Source organism: Paenibacillus sp. FSL H3-0333, from assembly GCF_038002805.1.
Classification (GTDB): Bacteria; Bacillota; Bacilli; order Paenibacillales; family Paenibacillaceae; genus Paenibacillus_AQ; species Paenibacillus_AQ silagei.
This window is the reverse complement of the sequence record NZ_JBBODG010000001.1, coordinates 2,782,660-2,806,274: the sequence shown is the minus strand read 5'-3', so window position 1 is coordinate 2,806,274 and position 23,615 is coordinate 2,782,660. Positions and strand designations below refer to the sequence as shown.

12 protein-coding genes are annotated in these 23,615 nt (G+C 54.9%); all 12 read right to left on the bottom strand.

Annotated features, from left to right (window positions below):
• Positions 1–186: 186 nt before the first annotated feature.
• The 12 genes from MHH78_RS12275 to MHH78_RS12220 all read right to left on the bottom strand — a co-directional run bounded on the left by MHH78_RS12275 (position 187) and on the right by MHH78_RS12220 (position 22,883).
• Positions 187–1,677: a beta-N-acetylhexosaminidase gene (locus tag MHH78_RS12275; protein WP_341167555.1), complete on the bottom strand. Its 1,491-nt coding sequence runs from the start codon at positions 1,675–1,677 to the stop codon at positions 187–189.
• A 43-nt stretch (positions 1,678–1,720) separates the two neighbouring features.
• Entirely contained in the window at positions 1,721–4,459 is a 2,739-nt protein-coding gene (locus tag MHH78_RS12270; protein ID WP_341167554.1) for an alpha-mannosidase, read from the bottom strand.
• Between the two features lie 6 nt (positions 4,460–4,465).
• Complete coding sequence (locus MHH78_RS12265; protein WP_076084405.1) at positions 4,466–5,464, bottom strand: glycoside hydrolase family 130 protein; 999 nt, start codon at positions 5,462–5,464, stop codon at positions 4,466–4,468.
• A gap of 278 nt (positions 5,465–5,742) precedes the next feature.
• Positions 5,743–7,062, bottom strand: coding sequence for a glycoside hydrolase family 125 protein (locus tag MHH78_RS12260; protein ID WP_341167553.1), 1,320 nt, complete (start codon positions 7,060–7,062; stop codon positions 5,743–5,745).
• A gap of 296 nt (positions 7,063–7,358) precedes the next feature.
• On the bottom strand, positions 7,359–10,508 hold the full coding sequence (locus tag MHH78_RS12255) for an alpha-mannosidase (protein ID WP_341170318.1): 3,150 nt from the start codon (positions 10,506–10,508) through the stop codon (positions 7,359–7,361).
• Between the two features lie 17 nt (positions 10,509–10,525).
• On the bottom strand, positions 10,526–12,820 hold the full coding sequence (locus MHH78_RS12250) for a glycoside hydrolase family 3 N-terminal domain-containing protein (protein WP_341167552.1): 2,295 nt from the start codon (positions 12,818–12,820) through the stop codon (positions 10,526–10,528).
• Between the two features lie 95 nt (positions 12,821–12,915).
• On the bottom strand, positions 12,916–13,833 hold the full coding sequence (locus tag MHH78_RS12245) for a carbohydrate ABC transporter permease (RefSeq protein ID WP_036731568.1): 918 nt from the start codon (positions 13,831–13,833) through the stop codon (positions 12,916–12,918).
• 29 nt (positions 13,834–13,862) lie between these two features.
• Positions 13,863–14,789 (bottom strand): ABC transporter permease, encoded by a 927-nt coding sequence (locus MHH78_RS12240; RefSeq protein WP_076084393.1) that lies wholly within the window; start codon positions 14,787–14,789, stop codon positions 13,863–13,865.
• Between the two features lie 94 nt (positions 14,790–14,883).
• Positions 14,884–16,389 carry an ABC transporter substrate-binding protein gene (locus MHH78_RS12235; protein WP_076084390.1) on the bottom strand — a complete coding sequence of 502 codons (1,506 nt, stop codon included), beginning with the start codon at positions 16,387–16,389 and terminating at the stop codon, positions 14,884–14,886.
• Between the two features lie 206 nt (positions 16,390–16,595).
• Positions 16,596–18,113: a response regulator transcription factor gene (locus tag MHH78_RS12230; RefSeq protein WP_341167551.1), complete on the bottom strand. Its 1,518-nt coding sequence runs from the start codon at positions 18,111–18,113 to the stop codon at positions 16,596–16,598.
• The gene (locus MHH78_RS12225) at positions 18,106–19,929 is read right to left on the bottom strand and encodes a cache domain-containing sensor histidine kinase (protein ID WP_341167550.1); all 1,824 of its coding nucleotides are present in this window, start codon (positions 19,927–19,929) and stop codon (positions 18,106–18,108) included. The genes MHH78_RS12230 and MHH78_RS12225 overlap by 8 nt, the downstream gene beginning before the upstream one ends.
• Positions 19,930–20,075: 146 nt before the next feature.
• Positions 20,076–22,883, bottom strand: coding sequence for an endo-beta-N-acetylglucosaminidase (locus MHH78_RS12220; RefSeq protein WP_341167549.1), 2,808 nt, complete (start codon positions 22,881–22,883; stop codon positions 20,076–20,078).
• Positions 22,884–23,615: the final 732 nt, after the last annotated feature.

Here is a 23,615-nt window from a genome sequence, read left to right as displayed (position 1 = left end):
CGCCACGCCCAATGTAGTCGGTTTTTCGATTACATTGGGACCACGCGCCTACGTCCCTGCCCATTGTGTTCGGTTTTTCGATTACATACAAAAAACAGCAACGGACTCGCCCTAAAGCGGACGATATCCGTTGCTGCAATTATAGAAAGCTATACAATTTGTCTACTCTGCTGTCTATTCAGCTATCTACTCAGCCGTATCCCGCTTCCCCAGCCAAGCCAACTCCGCCATCGCCCGCAGCGGGCCGCGGATGCCTGTAGCCACTTCCGCTTCGCTCTGTGCTTCCGGCTTATCGCTCCAGATGGAGAAGGTGGTGCCGACCAGTTCGCGCGGATAAGCTTCGCTGTATTCCTGCTTAGCTTCCCCGGTACGGTTCGGGAACAGCCCGGGATGCCAGGAGGCGCGGATTTTCTCGCCTGTCGGATACGTATAGCCCGCATTTTCGCCCAGCACGTAGTACAAGTAGCCATCGTTGTAGTTAATCACCTGATGTCCCTTGGCGAGAATGTCTTCCACCGGGGCCATCATCGGGTGCCACTTCGTCCAATACGTGATTTGAATGGACGGCTTGGGCGCGACCCGCTGGATCTGATCCGCACGGTATAGGCCATCATTCCAGGCACGGACCGTCCAGCCCATCGACTCCAGATGCTCAGCGACCTCGTTAAGGTAATCTATATAGGTGTCCACGCCTGTGCCGCCGCTGATGTTCAGGACATTCTGAGCATACTCCGCGAGCTGCGGATACTTATCGAACTCCGCGAAGTTAATGAATTCATCCCCTCCGATATGAAAATAGCGGCTGCCGTCAAATAACTCGGCGTATTCGTCAATCAATTCCAGCACGAACCGGCGGGCTGCCGGATTCGTAATATCCAGCGCCCCCGGAGCCGGAGTTCCCGCTGCATCCTTAAGCAACCACTCGGGATGCGTGCGGAGCGCCTGTCCCAGATGCCCCGGTGAATCCAGTGATGGGATAATATCCACATGATATCTCTGTGCCGTAAGAATAATCGCCTTCATTTCCTGTTTGGTTAAAGCTTGCTCCGACACCACCTCAGGATGGCTATCGCTCATCAAGCGGAAGCCCTCGTTCTCGGAGAAATGCAGCTGCAGCGTATTCAGCCGCAGCCGGGACATCTCCCTGATCCGCTCCGCAATCCAATCCTCGCTGTAGAATTTGCGGCCGATGTCGATATGCAGCGCACGCTCAGGCATGACAGGGTAATCGGTGATGGTTCCGCAAGGCACGGAGCCGTCATCTGCCAGCCGCTGCAGCAATGTCCACAGACCATACATCACGGCCCGTTCACTTGAGGCGGTGATCTTCGCATAAGTCCCGATGTCAATGACGTAAGCTTCCTGGCTGTCCAGGTCTCCCGCTGCTTCATGATCCGTCAGCTCAATGACGATATCGCCTGAAGCGGGCGGCTCCGCCCCCCCGTGAACAAGAGTCATGCTGTAGTCAGCGGGGGTCAGAATGCCCGAGAAATGGCCCAGAACCATAAAGACTGTTTCGTTCAGAACACTGTTATTATCCGATCTCGCATTGTCCACAATTCGCGCTTTGAACCCGGCAGACAAGCGCCATTGTCCCCCGGATACCGCCGCAATCTGCTGCTGTACACCGGTAAGCGGGCCGTTATTGGAGGCTTGCCGATCTAATGGTTCATCCATATCCATCCCCATACTTTTCTCACCTCTTCCTTCTTCGCCTGGATCAGCTCAGCCGGATACCAACCGTTGTAATCTCATGTCCGCCAAGCGGAAGCTTCAGCGAAGCGGCTCCTTCTAGCTGAAGCTCTTCCCCTTCTGTTTCCAGTACATTTGAAGCATAGATGGCGGCAGCCGGAAGCGCTGGTTCCAGCTCCAGTATACAGGACTCGCCCGTCATGTTGAACCAGCGGAGCAGCACATCGCCGCGTTCCTTGTTCAGCTTCATAGAGGAGAACGCAGCGGTCGCGCCGTTCCAGCGGACGGCCGAATACACTGCGGGAATCGTTCCCGCATGAATCTCTGCCTGCGCGCAGGTCCACGGAATCTGGAACTGGTAAGCAGCAGCAGCGGCACCGGAGGTTACGGCATCCCCGCTATGCGGCAGAAGCAGCATATCCGCTGTCTGTTCCCCCAGGCACTGGGCTTCCGGTGTAGGGAACCAGCCCCAGTCGCCCATCTCGCCGACACTGCGGAGCAACGTAACGGCAATCGTATTGCGGCCATCGCGTAGAATCTCGTATTCGTGCAATCCGAGGTTAGCGACCGTCAAGCCTGCGTTCTCCCCGGCAACATCCACGAAGCACTGCTGATGCTGCGCATTACTCGGGTTCTGCCATTCGGGTGCCGGCTCGTTCGGACGCTCCGCCAGCTCGAACATCGAATCTACTCGATGTGACGCTGCGGCCAGATCCGCAGGGAAAAGCATCCGCAGACGGTGGTCCTTAGCCGTATTATCGATATAACTCTTCACTTCCAGACCTTTGCCGCTGCGTTCCAGTCTTAAGACGGTCCGCAGCTTCAAGGTTACCGTAGCGGCAGCGCGCTGCGCCAGACGCTCCGGGTAATAGACCAGCGCCCGCTGCTCTTCTTCCAGCAGGGCATCGGCCGAAGCCGGAATCTCCCATTCATGGGTGATTTCGATGGAAGCCCGGTATGGCGTATCTTCAATAACAGCGATATCCGCGTTAAGGCCAAGAGTAGTCAGCGGCACTTCACCCGCAGGCGCTCTGTACATATATTCATTCCCTATGTCCCCGGTATTCTCATACACACCAAGGTCACGGTAGATCTTGCCGCTCGGTTTATGCTCCAGCGTGAAGGAGCCGTCAGCCATAACCTCTACCCGCAGCGTATCGTTCTCCAGTACGCGCGCGCCTTGAACCAGCGAAGAGGCTTCTTGAGCGGAAGCTGCTCCAACAGGGCGAACCCAGGCATAGGTGCGCAGCCCCAAGGCAGGCACATCCGCCGCCTCGAAGGTCAGCCGCACCTTGCGGCAGCTATACGGCTGGCGGAACCGGTCATCCGGCAGATCATAGCCGAACGACAGGCCGAGATCCTCCACCGTACAAGGAACCGACTGGCCTTGTTCATCGACCAGGACCCGTCCCTCCAGCTCCACAGCCTTCATAAGCCGGGCATTCTCATCAAGCGGCAGCCCATCGCGCAGGTACTGGCGGGCCGCATCCAGCTCCACGGTCACCGTACCCGTGCGGCTCCAGCCGCTGGTATTCGTTACAACGAGCGGAAGGGCCTCTTCACCGTAAGCGGCGAAGCCGGAGGTGCCCACCGCTGCGGTGATCGCCTGCATACTATCCGCCACGATGCCTTCGGCGGTGTGGTAGCTCTTGTCGAAGCGGGTGACCATCTCGCGGTGCACCTCATCCACGCTGCAGCCGCAGATGGAATCATGCGGATGGTTCTGCAGCAGCGTCTTCCACGCATAATCCAGCAGATGCTGCGGATACTCCCCGCCGTGCAGCCCCGCGATAACAGCCAACGGCTCGGCTACCTTCTCCAGCATGGCCTGGCCGCGCTGGTTGAGCTGCTTCAGGTACACCCGGGCGGAGGCGGTATTGACCAGCGTTCCCCATCCGTCCGTGCGCTGGCTCCGCAGCTCGCCCTTCACCGTGGACAGGCTGCGGCCAGCCAGCGAAGCTTCCACAGCCCGGATATAGTCCGGGAAGTTGGAATGAACGAAGTTGACCTCCGGGTGCAGCTTCTCCGCCGTGCGGATCGCCTCCGGCAGGTCGGTCTGCAGCGGCTGGTGATCGCAGCCGTTCATGAACAGCAGCTGATCGGTCGCTGCATACTGCCTGGCATCGCCCAGCTTGCGCTCCCAGAAGCTGCGGGCTTCCTCTAATTCCACCGGAACCTCATTCCCGTTGGAATACCAGTTGGCGAATAGAATGCCCAGCACCTGCGAGCCGTCCGGCCCCTCCCACACCAGCTCCGAGAACGAGGATTCATAGCCGTCATCCGAGACCATATTGTTGAAGCCCGTCGGCTTCACTCCGCGCCCGAAGAAGGCGTTAGTGATGCCGGCCTGCTGCATAAGCTGCGGAATCTGTCCGGTCAGACCGAACGTATCCGGGAAATAACCGATTTTGGACACTTCCCCATAGACTGCCGCATCCTGATGACCGAGCTGTAAGTTACGCACATTAGCTTCCGGGCTGGTCAGGAATGCATCCTGCAGAATATACCAAGGCCCGATGTAAATCCGTCCCTCCCGGATATGCCGCACCAGCCGCTCCCGGTTCTCCGGGCGGACCTGCAGATAATCCTCGATGATAATCGTCTGGCCGTCGAAGAAAAAGCTGCGGAAATCCGGGTTCTGCTCCAGCGTGTCCAGCAGCGTATCCACGAGCTGAATTAGCCGGATATGATGGCGCTCATAAGGCAGATACCATTCCCGGTCCCAGTGCGTATGCGAGATAATATGTGCAGTCTGTTTTGTGGTCATAATCGGTTACCCCTCAATCTCCAGCGGATATTCCTCCATATAGCTGATCAGCTCATCCACCGTCGTGAACGCCAGTCCAGTCACTGTATCTGCACAGCCGTAATAGATGGCAATCCGGCCGGTAGCCGCATCAGTCAATGCCGCGCAAGGGAAGGTTACATTCGGCACATCGCCTACACATTCATACAGCTCTTCCGGGCCGAGAATATAGTTGCGTGAACGGGCCTTCACCTTCCAAGGCTGATCCAGATCCAGCAGCGCGACACCCATGCGGTAGACGAATCCGTTGCAGGTGTTGATAACGCCATGATAGATCAGCAGCCAGCCCTTGTCTGTTTCAATCGGAATCGGACCGGGACCAATCTTTTTGGACTGCCAAGCAGAAGCGTCACCGTCAACCGTACCCATCACATAGCGGTGCTTGCCCCAGAAGGTCAGGTCAGGACTCTCACTGTAAAAAATATCGCCAAACGGCGTATGCCCGGTATCACTCGGACGGCTGAGCATCGCATAATTGCCGCCGATTTTGCGCGGGAGCAGCACTCCGTTGCGGTTATACGGCAGGAAGGCATTCTCCAGCTGGTGGAAGGTTTTGAAATCGAATGTATACGCCAAGCCGATTGTTGGGCCGTGATACCCGTTGCACCAGGACACATAATAACGGTCATCAATCTTGCAGACACGCGGATCATAGCGGTACTCACGCTTAGTGATCTCTTCATCGCCCTCGAAGACGATAGGCTCATGGTTGATCTTCCAATTCACGCCGTCTTCACTGAAGCCCGCGAAGATGTCCATGCTGACCGACCGCGAATCACAGCGGAACACCCCTGCGAAGCCGCCTTCAAACGGAATGACCGCCGAGTTGAACACACTGTTCGAGTTCGGAATGGCGTTGCGCGGAATGATCGGGTTGGCGGAATATCTCCATACCGGGGAATTCGTGCCCTCAGGCTTCTCCTGCCAAGGGATGTTCGGTAGTGCTTCTCCAATAATTGTACTCATGATCAGGTCTCCTTTATCTGTGAAAAATATTTAAATTGAACTTATGATTTTTATGTTATGGATTAGCCGTGACTCCAGAGAAGTTTTGGACTTCCGGCCACTGCCCTTATGCAGATTTCTTGATTTTATACCGCTGTTCGCGGTGGAAATCCGCATACTGCTGATGCTTACGATGCTAGCTTTCCTTCGGAAAGCTTTCAGGCGGACGCTATCGCTCCTCCAGTTCCAAAATCCCCCTCCGCCACTTTTCCTTTAACTTTAATGTTTTAGTTCAATATTTAGAGAATGCCTTCCTTCAGCGCCCGCAAAATCAGCTGGGAGAACAAGCTGTTCGACCAGGCGAACCATTTGCGCGTAAAGACAGCCGGATCGTCGGCGTGGAAGCCTTCATGCATATAGCCAGTATCGGCGTCAGTAGCTTCCAGCATGGCGATAACTGCCAGCCGCTCTTCCTTGCTGTCTGCCGTGATGCCCTGCATCGACAGCGCCATATGCCAGATGTAGCCCGGAGGGGTATGCGGACTGCCAATTCCCTTGGCGGCCTTGCCCTCGAAGTAGAACGGATTCTCGCTGCTCAGCGCGAACCGTCTCGTATTCTGATAGACAGGATCGTCATTGTTCAGATAGCCCAGGTACGGAATGGACATCAGGCCCGGCGTTCCGGCGTCGTCCATCAGGCTGTAATTGCCGTAGCCGTCGGTCTCGTAGGCGTAGATAGGCCCGAATTCCGGGTGGCGGTAGGTGCCGTACAGCTTGATGCCGTGATCGACCTCCTGCTCCAGCTCCTTCAGCTCAGCCAGGAAATCCAGGTCCCGGAACACCCACTCGGCGAAATCCTGCATCTGCCGCAGCGCCACCACGGCGAACATGTTCCCCGGAATGTTGTAGTGGAAATCGCAGGCATCGTCGCTGGAGCGGAAGCCGGACCAGATCATCCCGGTGTAATTGACAGGCATCCCCAGACCGCCGTTACGGATGGAATCCTCCATAATCCCGTTGTTCCGCGTGAAGCGGTACGGGGACTGCTCGGCATGATGCTGCTCGCGCTTGAACAGGTCGGTGATGACGCGGAGCATTTTTTTGAAATCGGCGGTGAAGAAATCGGTCTGCTTCGTCTCTTCCCAGTAAGCATGGGCCAGCCGGATCACGAAGCACAGCGAGTCGATCTCGAATTTGCGCTCCCACACCCAGGGCGACATCTCTGTCACATCGGCGGCATTCCAGTGCCAGTCATTGGCCGATTCATTGAACGCGTTAGCGTAAGGATCGATCAGCACATACTCCGTATGGCGCTTGATCAGCCCGCCGATAATCCGCTGCAGGTCAGCATCTTCCGCGGCAAAAGGCACATAATGAATCACCTGCTCCACCGAATCACGCAGCCAGCAGGCGGGGATGTCCCCCGTAATCACAAAGGTGGTTCCGTCATCAAGCAGCTTGGTGGTCGTCTCCAGTGTGTTCGGGAAGCAGTTCCGGAACAGCCGCTGCAGCTTGGGCCGGTGGGCCAGCTTCGCTTCGGCGTCGGCCAGCACGGCCTGAATGGATGACGGCAGCGTAAGCTCCGGCATCTCGATGCGGGGAAGTCTGAATTGTTCCAAGGTAGTAGTCTCCTTCTCGCTTAATCTATAGTTTGGATGCTGAATTTCTTGATGAGAGTGGGAGTTGCGATAGGTTTAATTGCAAATTGTACAACTAAAGCATCTGATTTATAGCCGACAACCCGTTTAGTTGCATTTCATACATTTAAAAAAGCCATAAGCTGTTGATTTTCACCCTTTTGGGCAGTTTTAGTTGTACAGACTACAGTTATACGATAAAAGAATGCATTTTCGCTGTTTTTAAGTGTACGTTCTGCAACTATCCCAGGACCTTACGCTCAGCCCCTCATTTGCCTCTATTCGGCATCGGCATGAATAATCTTAATCGTCTTGATCTCAAACGGATGGAAGTCTAGCGTCAACACACCGTCTTCATCCGGCAGCAGCCCGGTCTCTTCCTCCAGCGCATTGGACAGGTAGATCGCCGAGTGCGGCAACGGCCAGCTGATCCGCACGGTCTCGCGTCCACCGGCTGATTCATACAACCGCAGGATGCTGCCCTTTCCGTCTTCCGCCAGCTTGACGGTATCCAGCACCACCTGCTTCCCTTCGTAGGGAAGGAAGGAGCCAGTGGATGGATGCTGTCCCTCACTTGCCTCGCAGGCTACAGCATACGAAGCATGATTCAGCTCGGCGGCCTTGCGCTGGGTATGCGCCGTACGCCAGTCTCCGGTATGCGGGTAGAGCGAATAGGTGAATTCATGCTCTCCCTGATCCGCCGAATGATCCGGCCAGCGCGGGGCGCGCAGCAGGGACAGACGGATGGTGCTGCCCTGCGTGTCATAGCCGTATTTGCAGTCGTTCAGCAGGCTGACGCCGTAATCATGCTCTGACACATCGGCATAACGGTGCCCGCAGACCTCATACTGTGCCTGCTCCCAGCTGGTGTTGCGGTGCGTGGTCCGCTCCAGTGCGCCGAACGGAATCTCATACGTGGCCTTGCTGGTCACTACATCAATCGGGAAGCCAACCTTCAGCAGCTTGTGTGCTTCGTGCCACTGGACCTTCGTCTTGAAGTCGATCCGCTTGTCGGTGTGGTACAGGATCAGCTCCTGCTGTATTTCCGATTGTCCGAGACTCCAGCGGAAGCTCAGCACATCACAGACCGGTCCTGAGGACAGCAGCCGCTTCTCCAGCAGAACCGCTGCTCCGGCAGGCTGCTCCTCATACCGGCTGTCAATATCCCAGGCATCCCATAGAATCGGCCGGTCATGGAAGAAATGCAGCCGGTTCAAGGCTTCACCAGACTTCACAATCTCACGCCCGGCTTCCTTGTCATACAGGCTGATGATTTCGCCCAGCTCATTGAACTGAAGCCGGTAATAACCGGTCTCCCAGCGATCTTCGAATGTAGCGGAGTTCGCCGCAGAGATTGAGTTGTTGCCTGCATCCGATGTATCCGCCCCCTGCTGCTCCGCTTCCCTCAGCCACACGGTTGTGTAACCGAATGCCGGAACCTCCGGCACCCGCACACGCAGCACCGTTTGCTTTCCTGCTGTAGTCAGCTCTGCCGGAAGCCGTGTTCCGTTCCCGTCATATACGGCCGAATGGGTAAGCTCTACTTCTGGAGCAACCGCAAGCTGGGCAACCATATCCCGGGTCCAGCCCAGTCCGTTCAGAATGACATAAGGCTGTCCTTCGCCACGGGTATCAATATCCGATACAGCGGCCTCCATGACGGACTTCAGGCTGCTCTCCCCAAGGATGAAGATATTCTTGTATTCCTTGTCCGAAGTCTCATAGACCTCGGGAATCGACGAACCGGGGATAATATCATGGAACTGGTTCAGCAGAATCAGCTTCCAGCCTTCATGCAGGGCCTGACCCACCTCTTCGCGCCGCTGCGGTGACAGCCGGTGTCCGGCCAGAGTCTGCCACAGCTCCGCTTCCCGGTACAGAATCTCGGCCTTGCGGTTATTGCGCTTGTTCCGTGCATGGGTAGTATAGGTTCCCCGGTGCAGCTCCAGATAGAGATCACCCTGCCAGACCGGCAGCTCCGGTGCTGCCTGCTCGATGCCGGCGAAGAAATCCGCCGCCGTGCTGTAGACGGAGGCAGGCTGACCCACCATCAGCTCCGAGCGCGACAGGTATTCAAGCATCTCTCGCGTCACGCCCCCGCCGCCGTCGCCGTGTCCGTAGAGCAGCATTTGCTCGCTGTGAACGGCTTTTTGGCGGTAGGACTGCCAGTGCTCATGGATATCCTTCGGCAGCGTACTCTCATTCACGCCATGGTTCATATAGGATAATAGCGCTGTCCCGTCGATTCCGACCCAGTGGAACAGGTCATACGGGAACAGGTTCGTGTCATTCCATCCAAGCTTCGTTGTCATGAAGTAACGGACCTTGCCGTGCTTCAGGATCTGCGGCAGAGAGGCGCAATAGCCGAAGGTGTCCGGCAGCCATTCAATCTCGGACTGCTGTCCGAACTCCTCCTGGTAAAAGCGCTGCCCGTACAGCATCTGCCGCATCAGGGATTCCCCGCTCGGAATATTCAGATCCGGCTCGACCCACATGCCGCCGACCAGCTCCCAGCGGCCTTCCTGAATCCGCGCCTTCACCTTCGCGTACAGCTCAGGATCATTGTCCTTCAGATAAGCGAACAGCTGCGGCTGGCTCTGGGCATAGCGGTATTCCGGGTACTCCTCCATCAGGGCATGTACCGTCGAGAAGGTCCGGCTGGTCTTGCGTACGGTCTCCCGGGTAGGCCATAACCAGGCAATATCGATATGCGACTGCCCGATCATATGAATGAAGCCCTCGCTGTTGCCGCCGATGGCCCGCACCTTCGCGGCCAGCTCCTGCTCAATCTTCTCTATCTCCTTGCCAGCCAGCGAAACGTCAGGCCCCAAATTCACATAAGCATCCATCGCCTGATGCAGCGCCTCCAGCATACGGACGCGCCGGAAGTCCTGCTCCGGCAGCAGCAGCATCGAATCCCGGATGACGGTCACTGTGTACATCAGCGACTGCACCGGCAGGTTCGCTCTGACCAGCGCTGCGGTGATCGACCGGACCGGCGGCTGAATGACCGCCTGCTTGTTCAGGGGATCATCCGGCTCAGGGATCGGATCATACAGCTCAATCTCAAGCTCCGGGTGCCTGCCGTCCGTCTCCGGGTTCAGGGAAGCATAGGTATGATTGCGGTCCAGTCCCTGCCGCGAGGCTCCGTTCACTCGCAGCAGGCCTTCGCCGCCGGAGTGGAAGATCAGTCCGGTATCCCTATCGGTCCAGTCCGCCGGGATATCCAGAGTAGTGCGGAAGTAATAGGTGGTGCCTTGCACACTCGGAAACAATCCGAACGATTCACTGCCCGAATAAGGCTGTGCTTCGTCATAGTGGCCCGGCTGCCGGTAGATGGTGGAGAAGACCTTCCAGTCGTCAAGCACCCGGTATTCCAGCCACTGCTGCTGTGAGCACTCCCGAATGAACCGGTTAATCCGTTCGATGTTGATCTGCTCCATCTCTAATCCTCCATGACCGTAAGATCTATATTCAGCGTGTCGTTCACGTTCCTGCCGACGCCGATGCGGAAGCTTCCCGGCTCGACTACTGATGTATACTCCGGCCCGATGTAGCTCAGATGCTCTGCACTCAGCGTGAAGGTCACCATCTGCTTCTCGCCCGGCTCCAGTGCGATCTTGCGGAAGCCCTTGAGTTCCTTGGCCGGTCTCGTCACCTTACTGACCAGATCGGAAATATATAATTGCACGACCTCCGCACCGCTGCGGGAGCCTGTATTCTCTACTTCCACTGTAACCTCAGCTGTCCCATCTGCTGTGATTACTGCCGGCTCGACCTGGAGTCCGCTATAGCTGAATTCGGTGTAGCTGAGTCCGAAGCCGAACGGATAACGCGGCTGCGAATTCCCTTCCAGATAGCGTACTCCCCGGGAACGTTTGCCTAAGTAATATACTGGCAGCTGTCCTACATCCTCAGGGAGGGAGAGAGTCAGCCTGCCGGACGGATTGACATCACCGAACAGAATGTCGGCAATGGCGTGGCCGCCTTCCTGCCCCGGATACCAGGCTTCCAGAATGGCATCCGCCTGCTCGTCAATCCAAGGCTCGGCAATGGGACGCCCGTTGATATACACGACGACGACCGGCTTGCCAAGCGCCTTCAGCTCTTTCATCAGCTCCAGCTGAACACCGGACAGATGAAGCGACATCCGGTCGATGCCTTCGCCGCAGTCCATATCACTAAGCGCATTCTCCGTCACCTTGGAGGCTCCAGTCCGCAGATCTATGCTGCCTTCGCCGAAGTCACGGGCACTTGACCCGCCCAGGGCAAGCACAATGATATCCGCTTCGGCTGCTACCTTACGCGCAAGCTCGAAGCCCTCGGTGGAGCTGTCTTTGATCCGGCAGCCCGGCGCATAAGCTACACGCTCCGGCTGTGCGGCAAGCTTGGCCCGTATCCCGGCCAGCACCGTTGTCACCCGGTCACGCGGCTGCGGCGAGGTGTAATCGCCGAGCTGATTGTAGCCGATGTCTGCGTTCGGCCCGATTACCGCAACCTTTCCATGGGCCGCAGACAAGGGAAGCACTCCGTTATTCTTCAGCAGCACAATTCCCTCTGCTGCAACACTCCGCGCCAGCTCCGCATGCTCTGCGCTGCCGATTACTTGCTCTGCCACATCGGGATCGGCATATGGCTGTTCAAACAGGCCCAGCCGGAACTTCAGCTCCAGCACACGCGCTGCCGCCTGGTCCACCAACTTCTCATCCAGCCGCCCGGAGCGCAGCGCCTCCAGCAGATATCCGCCGAACATCACGCCGGACATCTCCATATCAATCCCGGCGGTGAGTGCCTGTACGGCTGCTTCCTCCCCGCTGTCCGCTGTATCATGGCCCGAGGCCAGCATATCGATCGCGCCGCAATCGGTGATGACCATGCCCTGGAAGCCCCATTCGCCTCGCAGAATCTCTTCCAGCAGCTCCCGGTTCGTGGTGCAAGGCACGCCGTCAATCTCGTTATAGGCCGGCATGATGGAGACCGCACCGGCTTCCACCGCTTTGCGGAACGGGTACATATCGACTTCCAGCAGCTCCCGCTTGCCGATATGCGCCGGACCGGCATTGCGGCCGCCCTCCGAGCTGCCATAGGCTACGAAGTGCTTGAGGGTTGCCCCCACACTGGACGCGCTGTCAAGCCGATCGCCCTGTAGTCCTTCCACAGACGCTACGGCATATTCGCCGATGAGATACGGATCTTCTCCGAAGCATTCCTCGGTCCGGCCCCAGCGCGGATCACGTACCACATCCAGCACCGGGGAATAGGTTACAGCGCCGCCCTGAGCACGGGTCTCGCGCGCGACCGCCCGGGACATCTCCCTGTAGAGGTCCACATTCCAGGTGCTGCCGATCAGCAGCGGAACCGGGAATACTGTGGCCCCGATGGCCATATGCCCATGCGAGCATTCCTCACCAATTAATAGCGGAATACCCAGCCTCGAATGCTCCAGCGCATAACGCTGAATCGAATTCACAGCCTCTGCTCCGGCCCGTGCATCCAGTCCGCTCTCCAGCGTAACTCCTGTCCAGGGATCGGCCCGCAGGGTTCCGTATAATGCGCCTACCCCGCCTTCGCGGATCTGGCGTTTGAAGTCTTCCGTCAATTCAATCGTTCCATCTGTATGATCATAGGTCTGCCACCCGAACAGCTGCACCAGCTGACCGACCTTCTCTTCCGGCGTCATCAGCCCGAGCAGATGCTTCGTCCGCTCCTTGACGGGCTGTGTACGGTCTCTATATAACATCCTGGCTCCACCCTCTCTCCTTATGATCTATATAAAATATATTTAAGATTTGGATTCGAAGCTTGGTCGTCACTGCGGTGAACATTTGGACTTGCCTACTCCTTAACAGCCCCGACCGTAAGACCCTGAATGAAGTAACGCTGGAAGAACGGATACGCGAAAATAATCGGTCCGGTTGCCAGCACCACCATCGCCATACGCGAGGTATCCTGCGGCATGTTGCGGAGTGCCTCCAGGCTTAATGAACTGTTCTGCGAATTCTGCAGAATGAACTGCATACTGGTCTCAATGCGCATCAGCATGGACTGCAGCGGCACCAGATTCGGATTATCAATATAGAGCAGGGCATTGAACCAGTCGTTCCAGTACCCGAGCGTGCTGAACAGCCCGATCGTAGCGAGGCCCGGCAAGGACAGCGGCAGCACGATTTTCAGGAAGGTGCGGAACTCTCCGGCGCCGTCGATTTTGGCCGATTCGATCAGCGCATCCGGCACACTGGTAATATAGAAGGTACGCAGAATCATAATGTAAAAAGCATTCACCGCCAGCGGCAGCACCAGCGCCCAAATGCTGTCTTTCAGGCCCAGCATCTGTGTTACCACAATATAGGTCGGCACCAGCCCGCCGTTGAACAGCATGGTGAAGAAGGAAAAAAACGCGAAGAAATTGCGGTATTTGAAGCTTTTACGTGAAATGGCATAGGCATAAAGTGAAATAATCAGCAGGCTGACAATTGTACCAATGACCGTTACCGCAATGGTCACTCCGTAAGAACGGAGCAGCGTGTCCCCTGAGCTAAATACATATTTGTAGGCTTCCAGACTCCATTTGGCCGGGATTAACCGGTAGCCGTCCCGCGCAAGCGCCCCTTCGTCCGTGAACGAGATGAGGACAACGAACAGGAACGGGAAGATACACAGGATGGCAAAGCCTCCGGCGATACAGTTGAAGATGGTGTTGAGCACCGGCGACAGCCGATGGAAATCGCGCGATTTCGCAGCATTAGCAGACATTTGGATGACCTCACTTTCCTTCATTTTCCCTAGAATAATGCACTGTCCTTATCGAATTTGCGCACGATGTAATTAGAGGTAAGAACCAGCACGAACCCGACCACTGATTGATACAAGCCCGCAGCCGTACTCATTCCGATCTCGCCGGTAGTCTTAAGTCCACGGTATACATAAGTATCGATTACGTTGGTCACACTGTAGAGCGTCCCCGAATCTCTCGGCACCTGATAGAACAGCCCGAAGTCGGCATAGAAAATCTTCCCGATCGCAAGCAGCGTCATAATGATAATGATCGGCTTCAGCATCGGCAGCGTGATGCTGCGGATCTGCTGGAGCTTGCTGGCTCCGTCGATCATCGCGGCTTCGTACAGGGACTTGTCTATGCCCATAATTGCGGCGAGATAGACCACGCTGTTATAGCCGACGGCCTTCCATAGAAAGACGAATATAATAATGAACGGCCAGTATTTCGATTCCGAGTACCAGGAGATATTGCTGCCGAACATGGCATTAAGCAGCCCCCGCTCCGAGCTAAGGAAGCTGAACGCGAAGTATCCTACAACGACCCAGGACAGAAAGTACGGCAGGAACATGCCTGTCTGATAGAACTTGGCTAGCTTTTTATTGGCAATCTCGGACAGCACCACCGCCATCAGCACGGACAGAATCAGGCCCAGGCCAATGAAGGCTATGTTATACAAAAGAGTATTGCGTGTGATCAGATAGGCATCATTGGTGCTGAACAGGAACTTGAAATTATCCCAGCCGACCCACTTACTGTTGATGATGCTGGCCCAGAAGCCATCCCGGCTGAAGCGGTACTCCTTAAACGCAATAACCGTACCCACCATCGGCAGGTAAGAGAAGAATAAAAACCACAGTGTGCCCGGCAGAACCATAAACAGCAGCACTTTGTTTCTCAATATATCCTTGGCGGACTTTCCTATTTTCCCCATACTTCTAGTTCCTCCTATGCCGGAAAATTCTTCTTCCGTTGATACAAAAAGATCGGGCAAAGTCTAATCACCCGCCCGATCCTCTAATAGAATGCTACTTATTATTCGCTGCTTTCCAGGCGTCGATCTGCGTTTGAGCTTCAGCAATAATTTTATCCAGACCGGCAGCTTTCAGCTTCTCGTTAGCCTTGGTCAGGTACTCTTCCGAATCTACAGATCCGGTCATCAGCGGTGCCCAGAATTCTTCCTTCACGTTCTGAACAGCGGCGATTTCATTCGTCACCTTGGACGTATCGAAGTTGAAGCCGAGCAGCGGTGCGTTGATACCGGCATCATTGAACTTCTTGAATTCTTCCCATTTGTTCTCAGGGTCGCCTTCATTCAGATAGTTGATCATGATGTTACCCAGGGAGAATGTCGGCATGTCGTAGTTCTTCGCATCCGGCAGGTTCTTGATCATGTTGTCGCTGATTTTCTCGTAATGTACACCCTCGATCCCGGAGTCAATCATGTTGCGCAGCTTAGGATCTGTGTTCAGCAGGTTCAGGAATTCCATCGCTTTCTCAGGGTACTCGGAGTTAGCCGAGATCGCCTGCATGGAGCCCATTACGGACCAGTTGTAGATATAAGGCTGGCTGGCTGGTGTCGATACCACCGGATACCCGTAGCTTGCGGACCACAGATTGTCGGCCATCGGCTGGGTGGATGCACGGTCAGTGAACCATTTGCCGGCTTTGTACAAATCATCTACCGATGAGGTAGTCGCTACTTCAGGGGAGATGTAACCCGCCTGATAGAATTTGCGGACGGTCTTAAGCGCTTCCTTAATCTCAGGTGTTTCCAGGATGTTGACCACTTTGTAGTCCTTGGTGTCCATATAGACAGCCATCGGCATCTTCTCGATCACATAGTCAAAAGGCATAATCGGCATGAAGTCCTTCACCATTGCGTAAGGAGTTACTCCAGGCTCGTTTTCCTTAATCGTTTTGAGCAGCGGCTCAAGATCCGCCATTGTCTTCACGCTGGTCAGATCCAGCTTGTATTTGTCGAGCAGTTCTTTGTTGAAGCGGAAGACTTCTTGGGCCGGAAGCTCTTTGTTCGCAGGAATTGCATAGTTATGACCGTCTACCTTGGAGCCTTCCAGGAAGGCCGGATCAATGGTATCCACAATGCCCTTGCCCTGATTCTTCAGCAGATCATCGAGCTGCAGGAAGGCGCCCTTACGTGCATTCTGCACATAATCGAAGGCCCATGAGGAGGTGAACAGGATATCCATAGGCTCACCGGAAGCCGCCATAACCTGCATTTTTTGCGTGTAGTCCCCGAAGTCGAGCATTTTGATATCGAGTGTGGCGTTGATTTTTTCAAGTGTGTATTTATTGACTTCTGTGAGGACCTTGTCCATATCCTTCTGCGGCGGCCCGATCGTATACCAGATCAGTTCCACTGGCTTTTCGGTATTCTCCGAGGCTTTGTTGCCGCCCGAAGCTGCTTCCCCGCCTGCATTGTTCTTACTGTTTCCCCCGCACGCCGTTAGCGCCAGTGAAACGGTTAAAAGCGTTGTCAACAACAAGGAGAAGTGTTTCTTTTTCTTACTCATTTGCCGTACCCCCTTTTAATTAGCTGTCCGGAAAATTCAGGCCCGCCGGGCATTTCCGGCTGCTGGTTTCCTTGGGCTATACCTTAACTTTATAAGATGAAAGCAGTTTCAAATAGAAGAGAAACTATAGTTTTTCAGGTATGAAATAAAGAAAAATAACTCCGTACCTAACATATAATTTCTTTTCTTTTCAAAAAGAGCCGCCTTCAAAGGAGCCCCTTGAACTCTGTCGGGGAGATCCCGACATATTTCTTGAACTGCTTGTAGAAGTATCCCATTTCCCAGTATCCCACGCTTCTTGCGATTTCATGCACCTTCAGGTTCGTCGTGCGAAGCTGTTCCTTGGCCTTATCGATCCGGTAGCGGTTCATATATTCCGCAAAGGATTCGCCGGTCGTCTTGTGAAACAGCTGTCCCAGATACACCGGATGAATGTTGAACATGAAGCCCAGCTTCTTCAGCGACAGATCCTCACTATACGATTTCGCGATATAATTCAGCACCTGATTCACCACCGGGCTCTTCAGCTCCCGGTCCAGCATCCCGATGATGCCAGCCGAGGTCTGCCGGAGCGCAGCGGACAGTGCGGGCAGCGAATTCGCCCGGCGGATCGCCGTCAAGCCATCGGCAATAGACTCACGCTCCGTTTCACTGCGGATATCCTTGATCAGCACCCGGAAGAACAGCATCCATTCCAGCGAGATCTCCTCCAGCATCGCTGGCGTTAACCCTTCCATACTCGGGGCCGCAAAATATAGCTCCAGCTGCTCCGACAGCCCGGCCACATTCTTGGACATAATGAGCTTGGCGTAATCGCTCCAGTCCTCAGGCAGGACTGATTGCAGATCCTCCTTCCGGTCCCTCAGCTGCTCATAATAGATAATGCTGCGCTCCGGGTGAATCTCCAGGAACTCCTGTGCCTGCTTCGCCTGCTCGTAGCTTGCGGGAGCGGCGTCTACCCCGTAGACAGGCGAGCCCACTGCTGCGCGCAGCTTCTCACCGCCGGTGCATAAGCCGGCAATCTCCTCCAGCATGAACGCCATCTCCGCAGCTCCGGCGGAGGCTTCTTCATAGTTATGTATCAGCACCAGATCATTGTCCGAATCCCAGAACATGAAGAACGAAGCCTCTGCCTCTGCCAGATCGGATACCCTCTTCCTGAAGGTATCCGTTGCCGGCTCTACCTGCAGCAGGGCAACCTGCACATAACGGCTTGTGAGCGGCAGGCCGATCAGATTCAGCCGTTCGGAGCGCTCCTGCGGATCAATCTGCCCCCGCAGCCAGCGCAGCAGCACATTATCCTTCAGTACGGAATTCGTATATTCCCACCACTGCATATCCAGCCTGGAGACGTTCAGCTTCTCCACAATCGTCTCCAGCGTCTGCTGGAATTCCTCCAGATTAATCGGCTTCAGCAGATAATTCTCGATCCCGAGCGCCAAGCCTTCCTTCACATACATGAATTCATCGAAGCCGCTCAGCACCACCACCTTGAGATCAGGGCGGAATTCCCGGACTGCGCGGATCAGCTCAAGGCCGGTCATCACCGGCATGGAGATATCGGTAATCAGAATATCAGCGGGAATCTCCCGCAGCTGCTCCAGCGCTTCCTGCCCGTTCTCCGCCTGCCCCACAATCGTGAGGCCCAGCTCCTCCCAGTCCAATATATCCTGCAGGCCGCTAAGAATGAACGGCTCATCATCCACAATAAACACCTTATACATCTGTGTTCTCCTCCTTCAGCGGGTATGGAAAAGTAATCGTAACCACTGTTCCGCTGCCCTCCTCACTCTCCAGCTCTACACCGTAAGACTTGCCGTACATCAGTCTCAGCCGCTCATGAATACTGCGCAGCCCGAACGACTCGGACCCGGCCAATTCGCCGTGATCCTCCAGCACCCCGCGGAGCCGGGCCAGCCGCTCCTCCGCGATCCCTTTGCCGTTATCCGTAACAACCGCGCGGATATTCTCCGGCTCTGTTGTGATCACAATACGGATCACATTATCAGTCTGACCTGTCCGCATGCCGTGCAGAACATAGTTCTCAATGACCGGCTGCAGCGACATTTTGAGCACAGGAAGCTCTTCCAGCTCTGGACTGCATTCGATGGTGTATGCGAACCTGTCCTTATAGCGGATACGGAATAATTCCAGATACAGACGGCAGGCCTCCAGCTCATCCTTGAACGTATATTTCAGCTTCGGACGGACGTACGACTTGAACAGCATGGACAGGCTGTAGATCATTTCCCCCACATCCTTTGCCCCGCTCGAAATCGCCCGCATCCGGATAACCTCTAATGTATTATACAGAAAATGCGGATTCACCCTGGCCTCCAGCGTAGCGATCTCCGTATGCTTCTGTTTGATTTCCGCCTTATAGACCTGGTCGATATACTGGTTCAGTTCATCCAGCATGCTGTTGAAGCTTTTGGCAATCTGGCCTAATTCATCTTCCTTACCGTCCACAATCCGGGTGTTCAGATCCCCGTTCTTGACTTTGCGGGTGAAGCGGATAATGCGGTGGGTCCGTTTGGCAAAATTAGAAATGAACATCGCCGGCAGCAGCACGGCAAACAGAATACAGACGAGGGCGATGGATACAATGGTGCTCTGTGCACTACTGTAGGTCTCGGCCAGCTCCTTTTTGGAGATCATACTGACTACCGTATACCCGGCCTGGCTCTGCGTCTGGCTGGTGACAACCATTCCATCCACTGTAACCTCCTCGCCGGCGTTAATCCCTTTCAGCTTCGGCAGCTTCCGGCCGTACCCCTTACCCGAGGAATCGAAGATGACTTCATTCTGGGCGGAGAGCACGAGGATGTCGCCTTTGAAATCCTGCTTATAGTTATTCATGGCCTGCCAGATCGCCTCGGAGTCGAAGTAGACCAGCAGCTGGCCGATATTGAGCAGCGAGGACTTATTGTTGATAGGTATTTTCACAGAGAACATTGGGGCTGTCGGCATCCCTATACTTTTCAGCACCCAGATATTCGGAACAGAGACGACACTCTCCTCACCCAGAACCATCGAATCGGGGATGAAGGAATGCGCCGCATTGGTCGAGATTCGCTCGAACTGCCTGCGGTTGTCGTAATAATACATGACCTGCTGGTTGGCGCTGTACAGGATCAGGCCGCGGATATCGGGATCATCGTCAATCTTGTTCTGGAAATACTGGATGGCGTTCGAGGTAGACTGTTCCCCCAGCAGAAAGCGGTCCAGCCGGTGCTCGATATAATCGCTTAAGGGATTCTCCAGCAGGAAGGTCGTATTACTGGCCAGACTCGCGTCCCTGTACACATCACGGAGCATATCCTGAACGGATTGATATTTGTTCTCCACATAATTGCTGATGCTCTCCATACTCTTGCGCTGGATGTCCATCTGGCGCTGCACCGCCGAATCCGAGATTAACAGCAGCACCAGATAAGAGAAGGCGATAATGGTGGCTATGAAGATACAGGACACGATCAGCGTGAAGCGCAGGAACATATTGTCTTTAAAATACTTGCGGTACAGCGAAAGGCTTCGCATGATTCACCTCCTAACATAGTTGATAGCCTTGCAGGCGCGGCTAGCCGGGATACACAAGAAGCGCTCCCCCCCTGCTAATTGTGCCAGAGGGTGAGCGCTTTGTGTATGTTGTGCAGAATGGGCGGTACCTATTCCCTACCCGCGCCTTACGGCGTTGGTTGGCCTTTAAGGTATACAGGCTGCGACTTGTTGCCGCTGTAATCCTCCATGACCACGGTAACTGTTGCTGCGGTAGAGGTGAAGCCTAACGCAGCTTTGGTTGTGCGGCCGCGGATAATCATCGGCTTCATGCCCGCAGCACCGGACAGATAGGTAACCGGGAATGAACGGTTCTGGCCGTCTTCATTAATGTACATATACCGCCAATCCCGGGTGCTTGGCATCGGCAGGTTCAGCGTATTGCCGTTCCAGGACCAGTTCTCTGCATAAGGCTCGGACACCTTATCGGTGAACGTTCCGTTATAGGTTATTTTATCGGTATTTCCGGCTTGAACGGTAACCGTATACTCATCTCCGTTAACGGGCATATTCTGGAACAGCGCTGATGCCGCACCCTGCGGCACGGTCAATTCCTTCGATACCGGCTGTGGCGTGGTAGTCCAGTTCACGGATTTCACCGTAACCTTGATACTGCCCTGAGCGGCGGCGGGATTCGTCCACTTCACCAGGAAGTCCCCATTCGCAGCGGATTCGGCGGTCACCTTGGATACCGCAGCATTCAGGTCGAAGGACAGCGTGGCCGCATCGCCCTCCAGCCCGTCTGCACCTACTGCCGCCACCTTCAGCACGCCGGATTTGGCCGGAAGCTTCTTGATATAGAAAGTCTCATCATACTTCCCGCCCACATAGATATCATTCACGTAGACATTGTATTGCTTCACCTTGGAATAATCGGTGTCCATACTCCACTTCACGATCATCTCATCCGTGCCCGGCAGCGCCTGCGCTATGGAGAGACCGGCTGGAGCCGCAGGCCGGACTGCCGAGCCGTCATGAACCCGCAGCTGGCCGATATTCATCTGGTAATTGGCTGGTGGAGTGGCTCCAGGGGTGAACACCAGGCCGAAGGCTGCGATCTCCCGGCCGGCATAAGCACCAAGATTAAGCTCAGCTGTGGTCCAGCCCGTGGTATGCTTCCCGCTATTTGCAACAGGAACCTTCACTACCTGGGCAGGCTGGTCACGGAAGATCAGTCCGGCACTCAGGACAGAGCCATCATCGGCAGACGGCTTGTTGTAGACGATGGACAGCTTAGAACCAGCCTTCACGGCAAGCTCGCTCTTGTAGAGACGCAGGAAGTTCTCGCTGTTCAGATTCCCGCTCACCGCCAGAGAGCTGCCGCCGTTGTAACCGCCAAGCTGCTGGTAATTCATACGCGAATTGGCGGTCTGGTCATAACCCGGACCATAATCGAAGTCCACGTTCAGGCGGTTGCCTGTAGTATCCTGCCACCATTGCCAGGTGACCGGAACATCCTGAAGGCTCATATTGGACCACTCCGCTACGCTGGATACCGCTCCATCCTTGTAATAGGAGAGGCCATGGCCGGTATTGAAGCTGGTATAGAAGTTGGCATCCTTCACTACCGAGCGCTCGGCAATGACCGAAGCGATCCCCGGCCAGTAGCGGTTATCGGCATACACATCGGCCACCGTATTATTGGAAGACACGGCTGTATTCTTCGGATTTACCCGTGGTCCTGACCACCATAGCTGCTCGCGCAGGTTCGTCATCCATTGGTATTTGTTATCCGTGCGGTTCGAGACCGGCCAGGACTGATTCATATCCTCATCCAGACCGGCATGGACAAAATCCGCGCCCAGTGTCGCCAGGCTGGTCCGTGGAATTCCCCCGGCCAGCTTGCTGCTCAAGGCTGAGCCTTGCACACTCTTGAAGCGGTCGCGCCCGGCTTCCAGCCCCGCGAAGCCGGTCTCAAAGAGATTGTAGCTCGTCCCCTGGGCCGCATTGAAGGTATTCAAGTAATTCGCCGCCGAGGTAATCTGCGAGCTGCCCATGCCATAATCGAAGAAAAACGAATTCGATACCTGTTTGTTGGCCGCTTTATCATAGAGCATAGAGATATTGTTGTTATTGAAGGTTCTGGCGAAGACATTGGCTCCTGTGGCGGTATTCAGAGAATCATACCACTGCACATACAGCCCGCCATCCTGTAGCGCTTTCATAAAAGCAATATAATCGGGAATATCCGCTGTCGCCACATTCGGATTCTGCTCCTCCTGATTCAGGAAGTACCCGTCATACCCGAAGTATTCGGCCATTTCAATCATTTTCTCGGCTACCGGGAACTTCCCGCTCGCGTCCTTCACGATCATCTGCTTATAGGTCTGCTGCCCCCGGTCATTGTTCGAGAAGAACACTCCGGCCAGCGACATAACCCCATTCTTATGCGCGGCATCGGTATAGGTAGGATTCGGAATGTTCAGCATGCCGAACTCGAACCATTTCTGCTGCCAGTCAGACTGGGCCAGATCGTCGTAATATTCCGGCGGTGTATACGCTGTCGCTGTTCCGTGCCAGTAGGAATAATAGTCAATGTACTGCCAGAAGTTGAAGTGGTACTGGGCGAACTTGTTGGTGTACGGGGCATTCTCGATAAAAGCATTGCCATAATCGCCCGCAACATTCATCATCTGCACCGCCGGATTCAGCGCCGGATTGGCCTGAGTCTGCTGGAAAGGTGCAATCCGCTGCTGCAACGGCACCCTGGAGCGCAGCAGCGCCGCGTCCTGATCTCTCTGCGGACTCCAGTCCGCAATGTGCTGGCTGGTATAGCCGTGTACGCTGGGCTGATTCGCACCGTGTGCGCTTTCACCTTTGAACGGCCAGGTGTCTCCGGCCATGGCTGTCTGCGGCAGTAAGGTCACCAGCAGCGCTGTACCTAATACCGCTGAAGTCAGCTTACGAATTCTGTGTGTCCGGGATGTAGCTACCATTGTTCACTCTCCTCATTCTTCAGATTGATGAGAACGCATTCATAATAACCGACTTCTTAACCATCGAAATCATCACACTAACTACTCGCAACTTACTAATTAACAATAAATTCCATCATCCTCCTATTTATTGTTCATCCAAGTTTACTATATAGCAGCTCAAACCCAATTTAATAGAAGTCAAATTAAAGATTCACTAGTCAAATTAAAGGAAAAATATAGTGGTGCAGGCGCGGAAGTGTGGTGGGCGTCTGCTTAATGAGTTATTGGGAGTTGGCTCTGGTGGTGGCTGGCTCTGCTGTCTAGTTACTCTATTGGCTGCTGGCTCTGCTGATTGCTACTCTACACCTCTTCCCCTGCGATCTGCTCATACTCCCACCCTCCAGCCTTAGTACTTGCCGGAAGCAAGTGGAGTAACGTATCTTAATTTTCCGATTTCGGACAGATGCCAGAAAACAAGTGGAAAAACAACAACTAAAATTGGCACTTTTGCTGTTATGGGAGAATTAGTAGGAATTAAGTGACGTTTTTCCAATTATTATTCTTGAACCCTCCATTCCTCGAGCAGCAAGTGGAGAAAATCCAACTGTTTCCGATATAGCCTAACCCGACCAACATCTCCTCACGCCAAAAGCACCCGCGCCTGCCCAATGTGTTCGGTTTTTCACATACATCCGGCCGAAACGCCCCTTGCCAGCACATTGTATTCGGTTTTTCGCACACATCCGACCC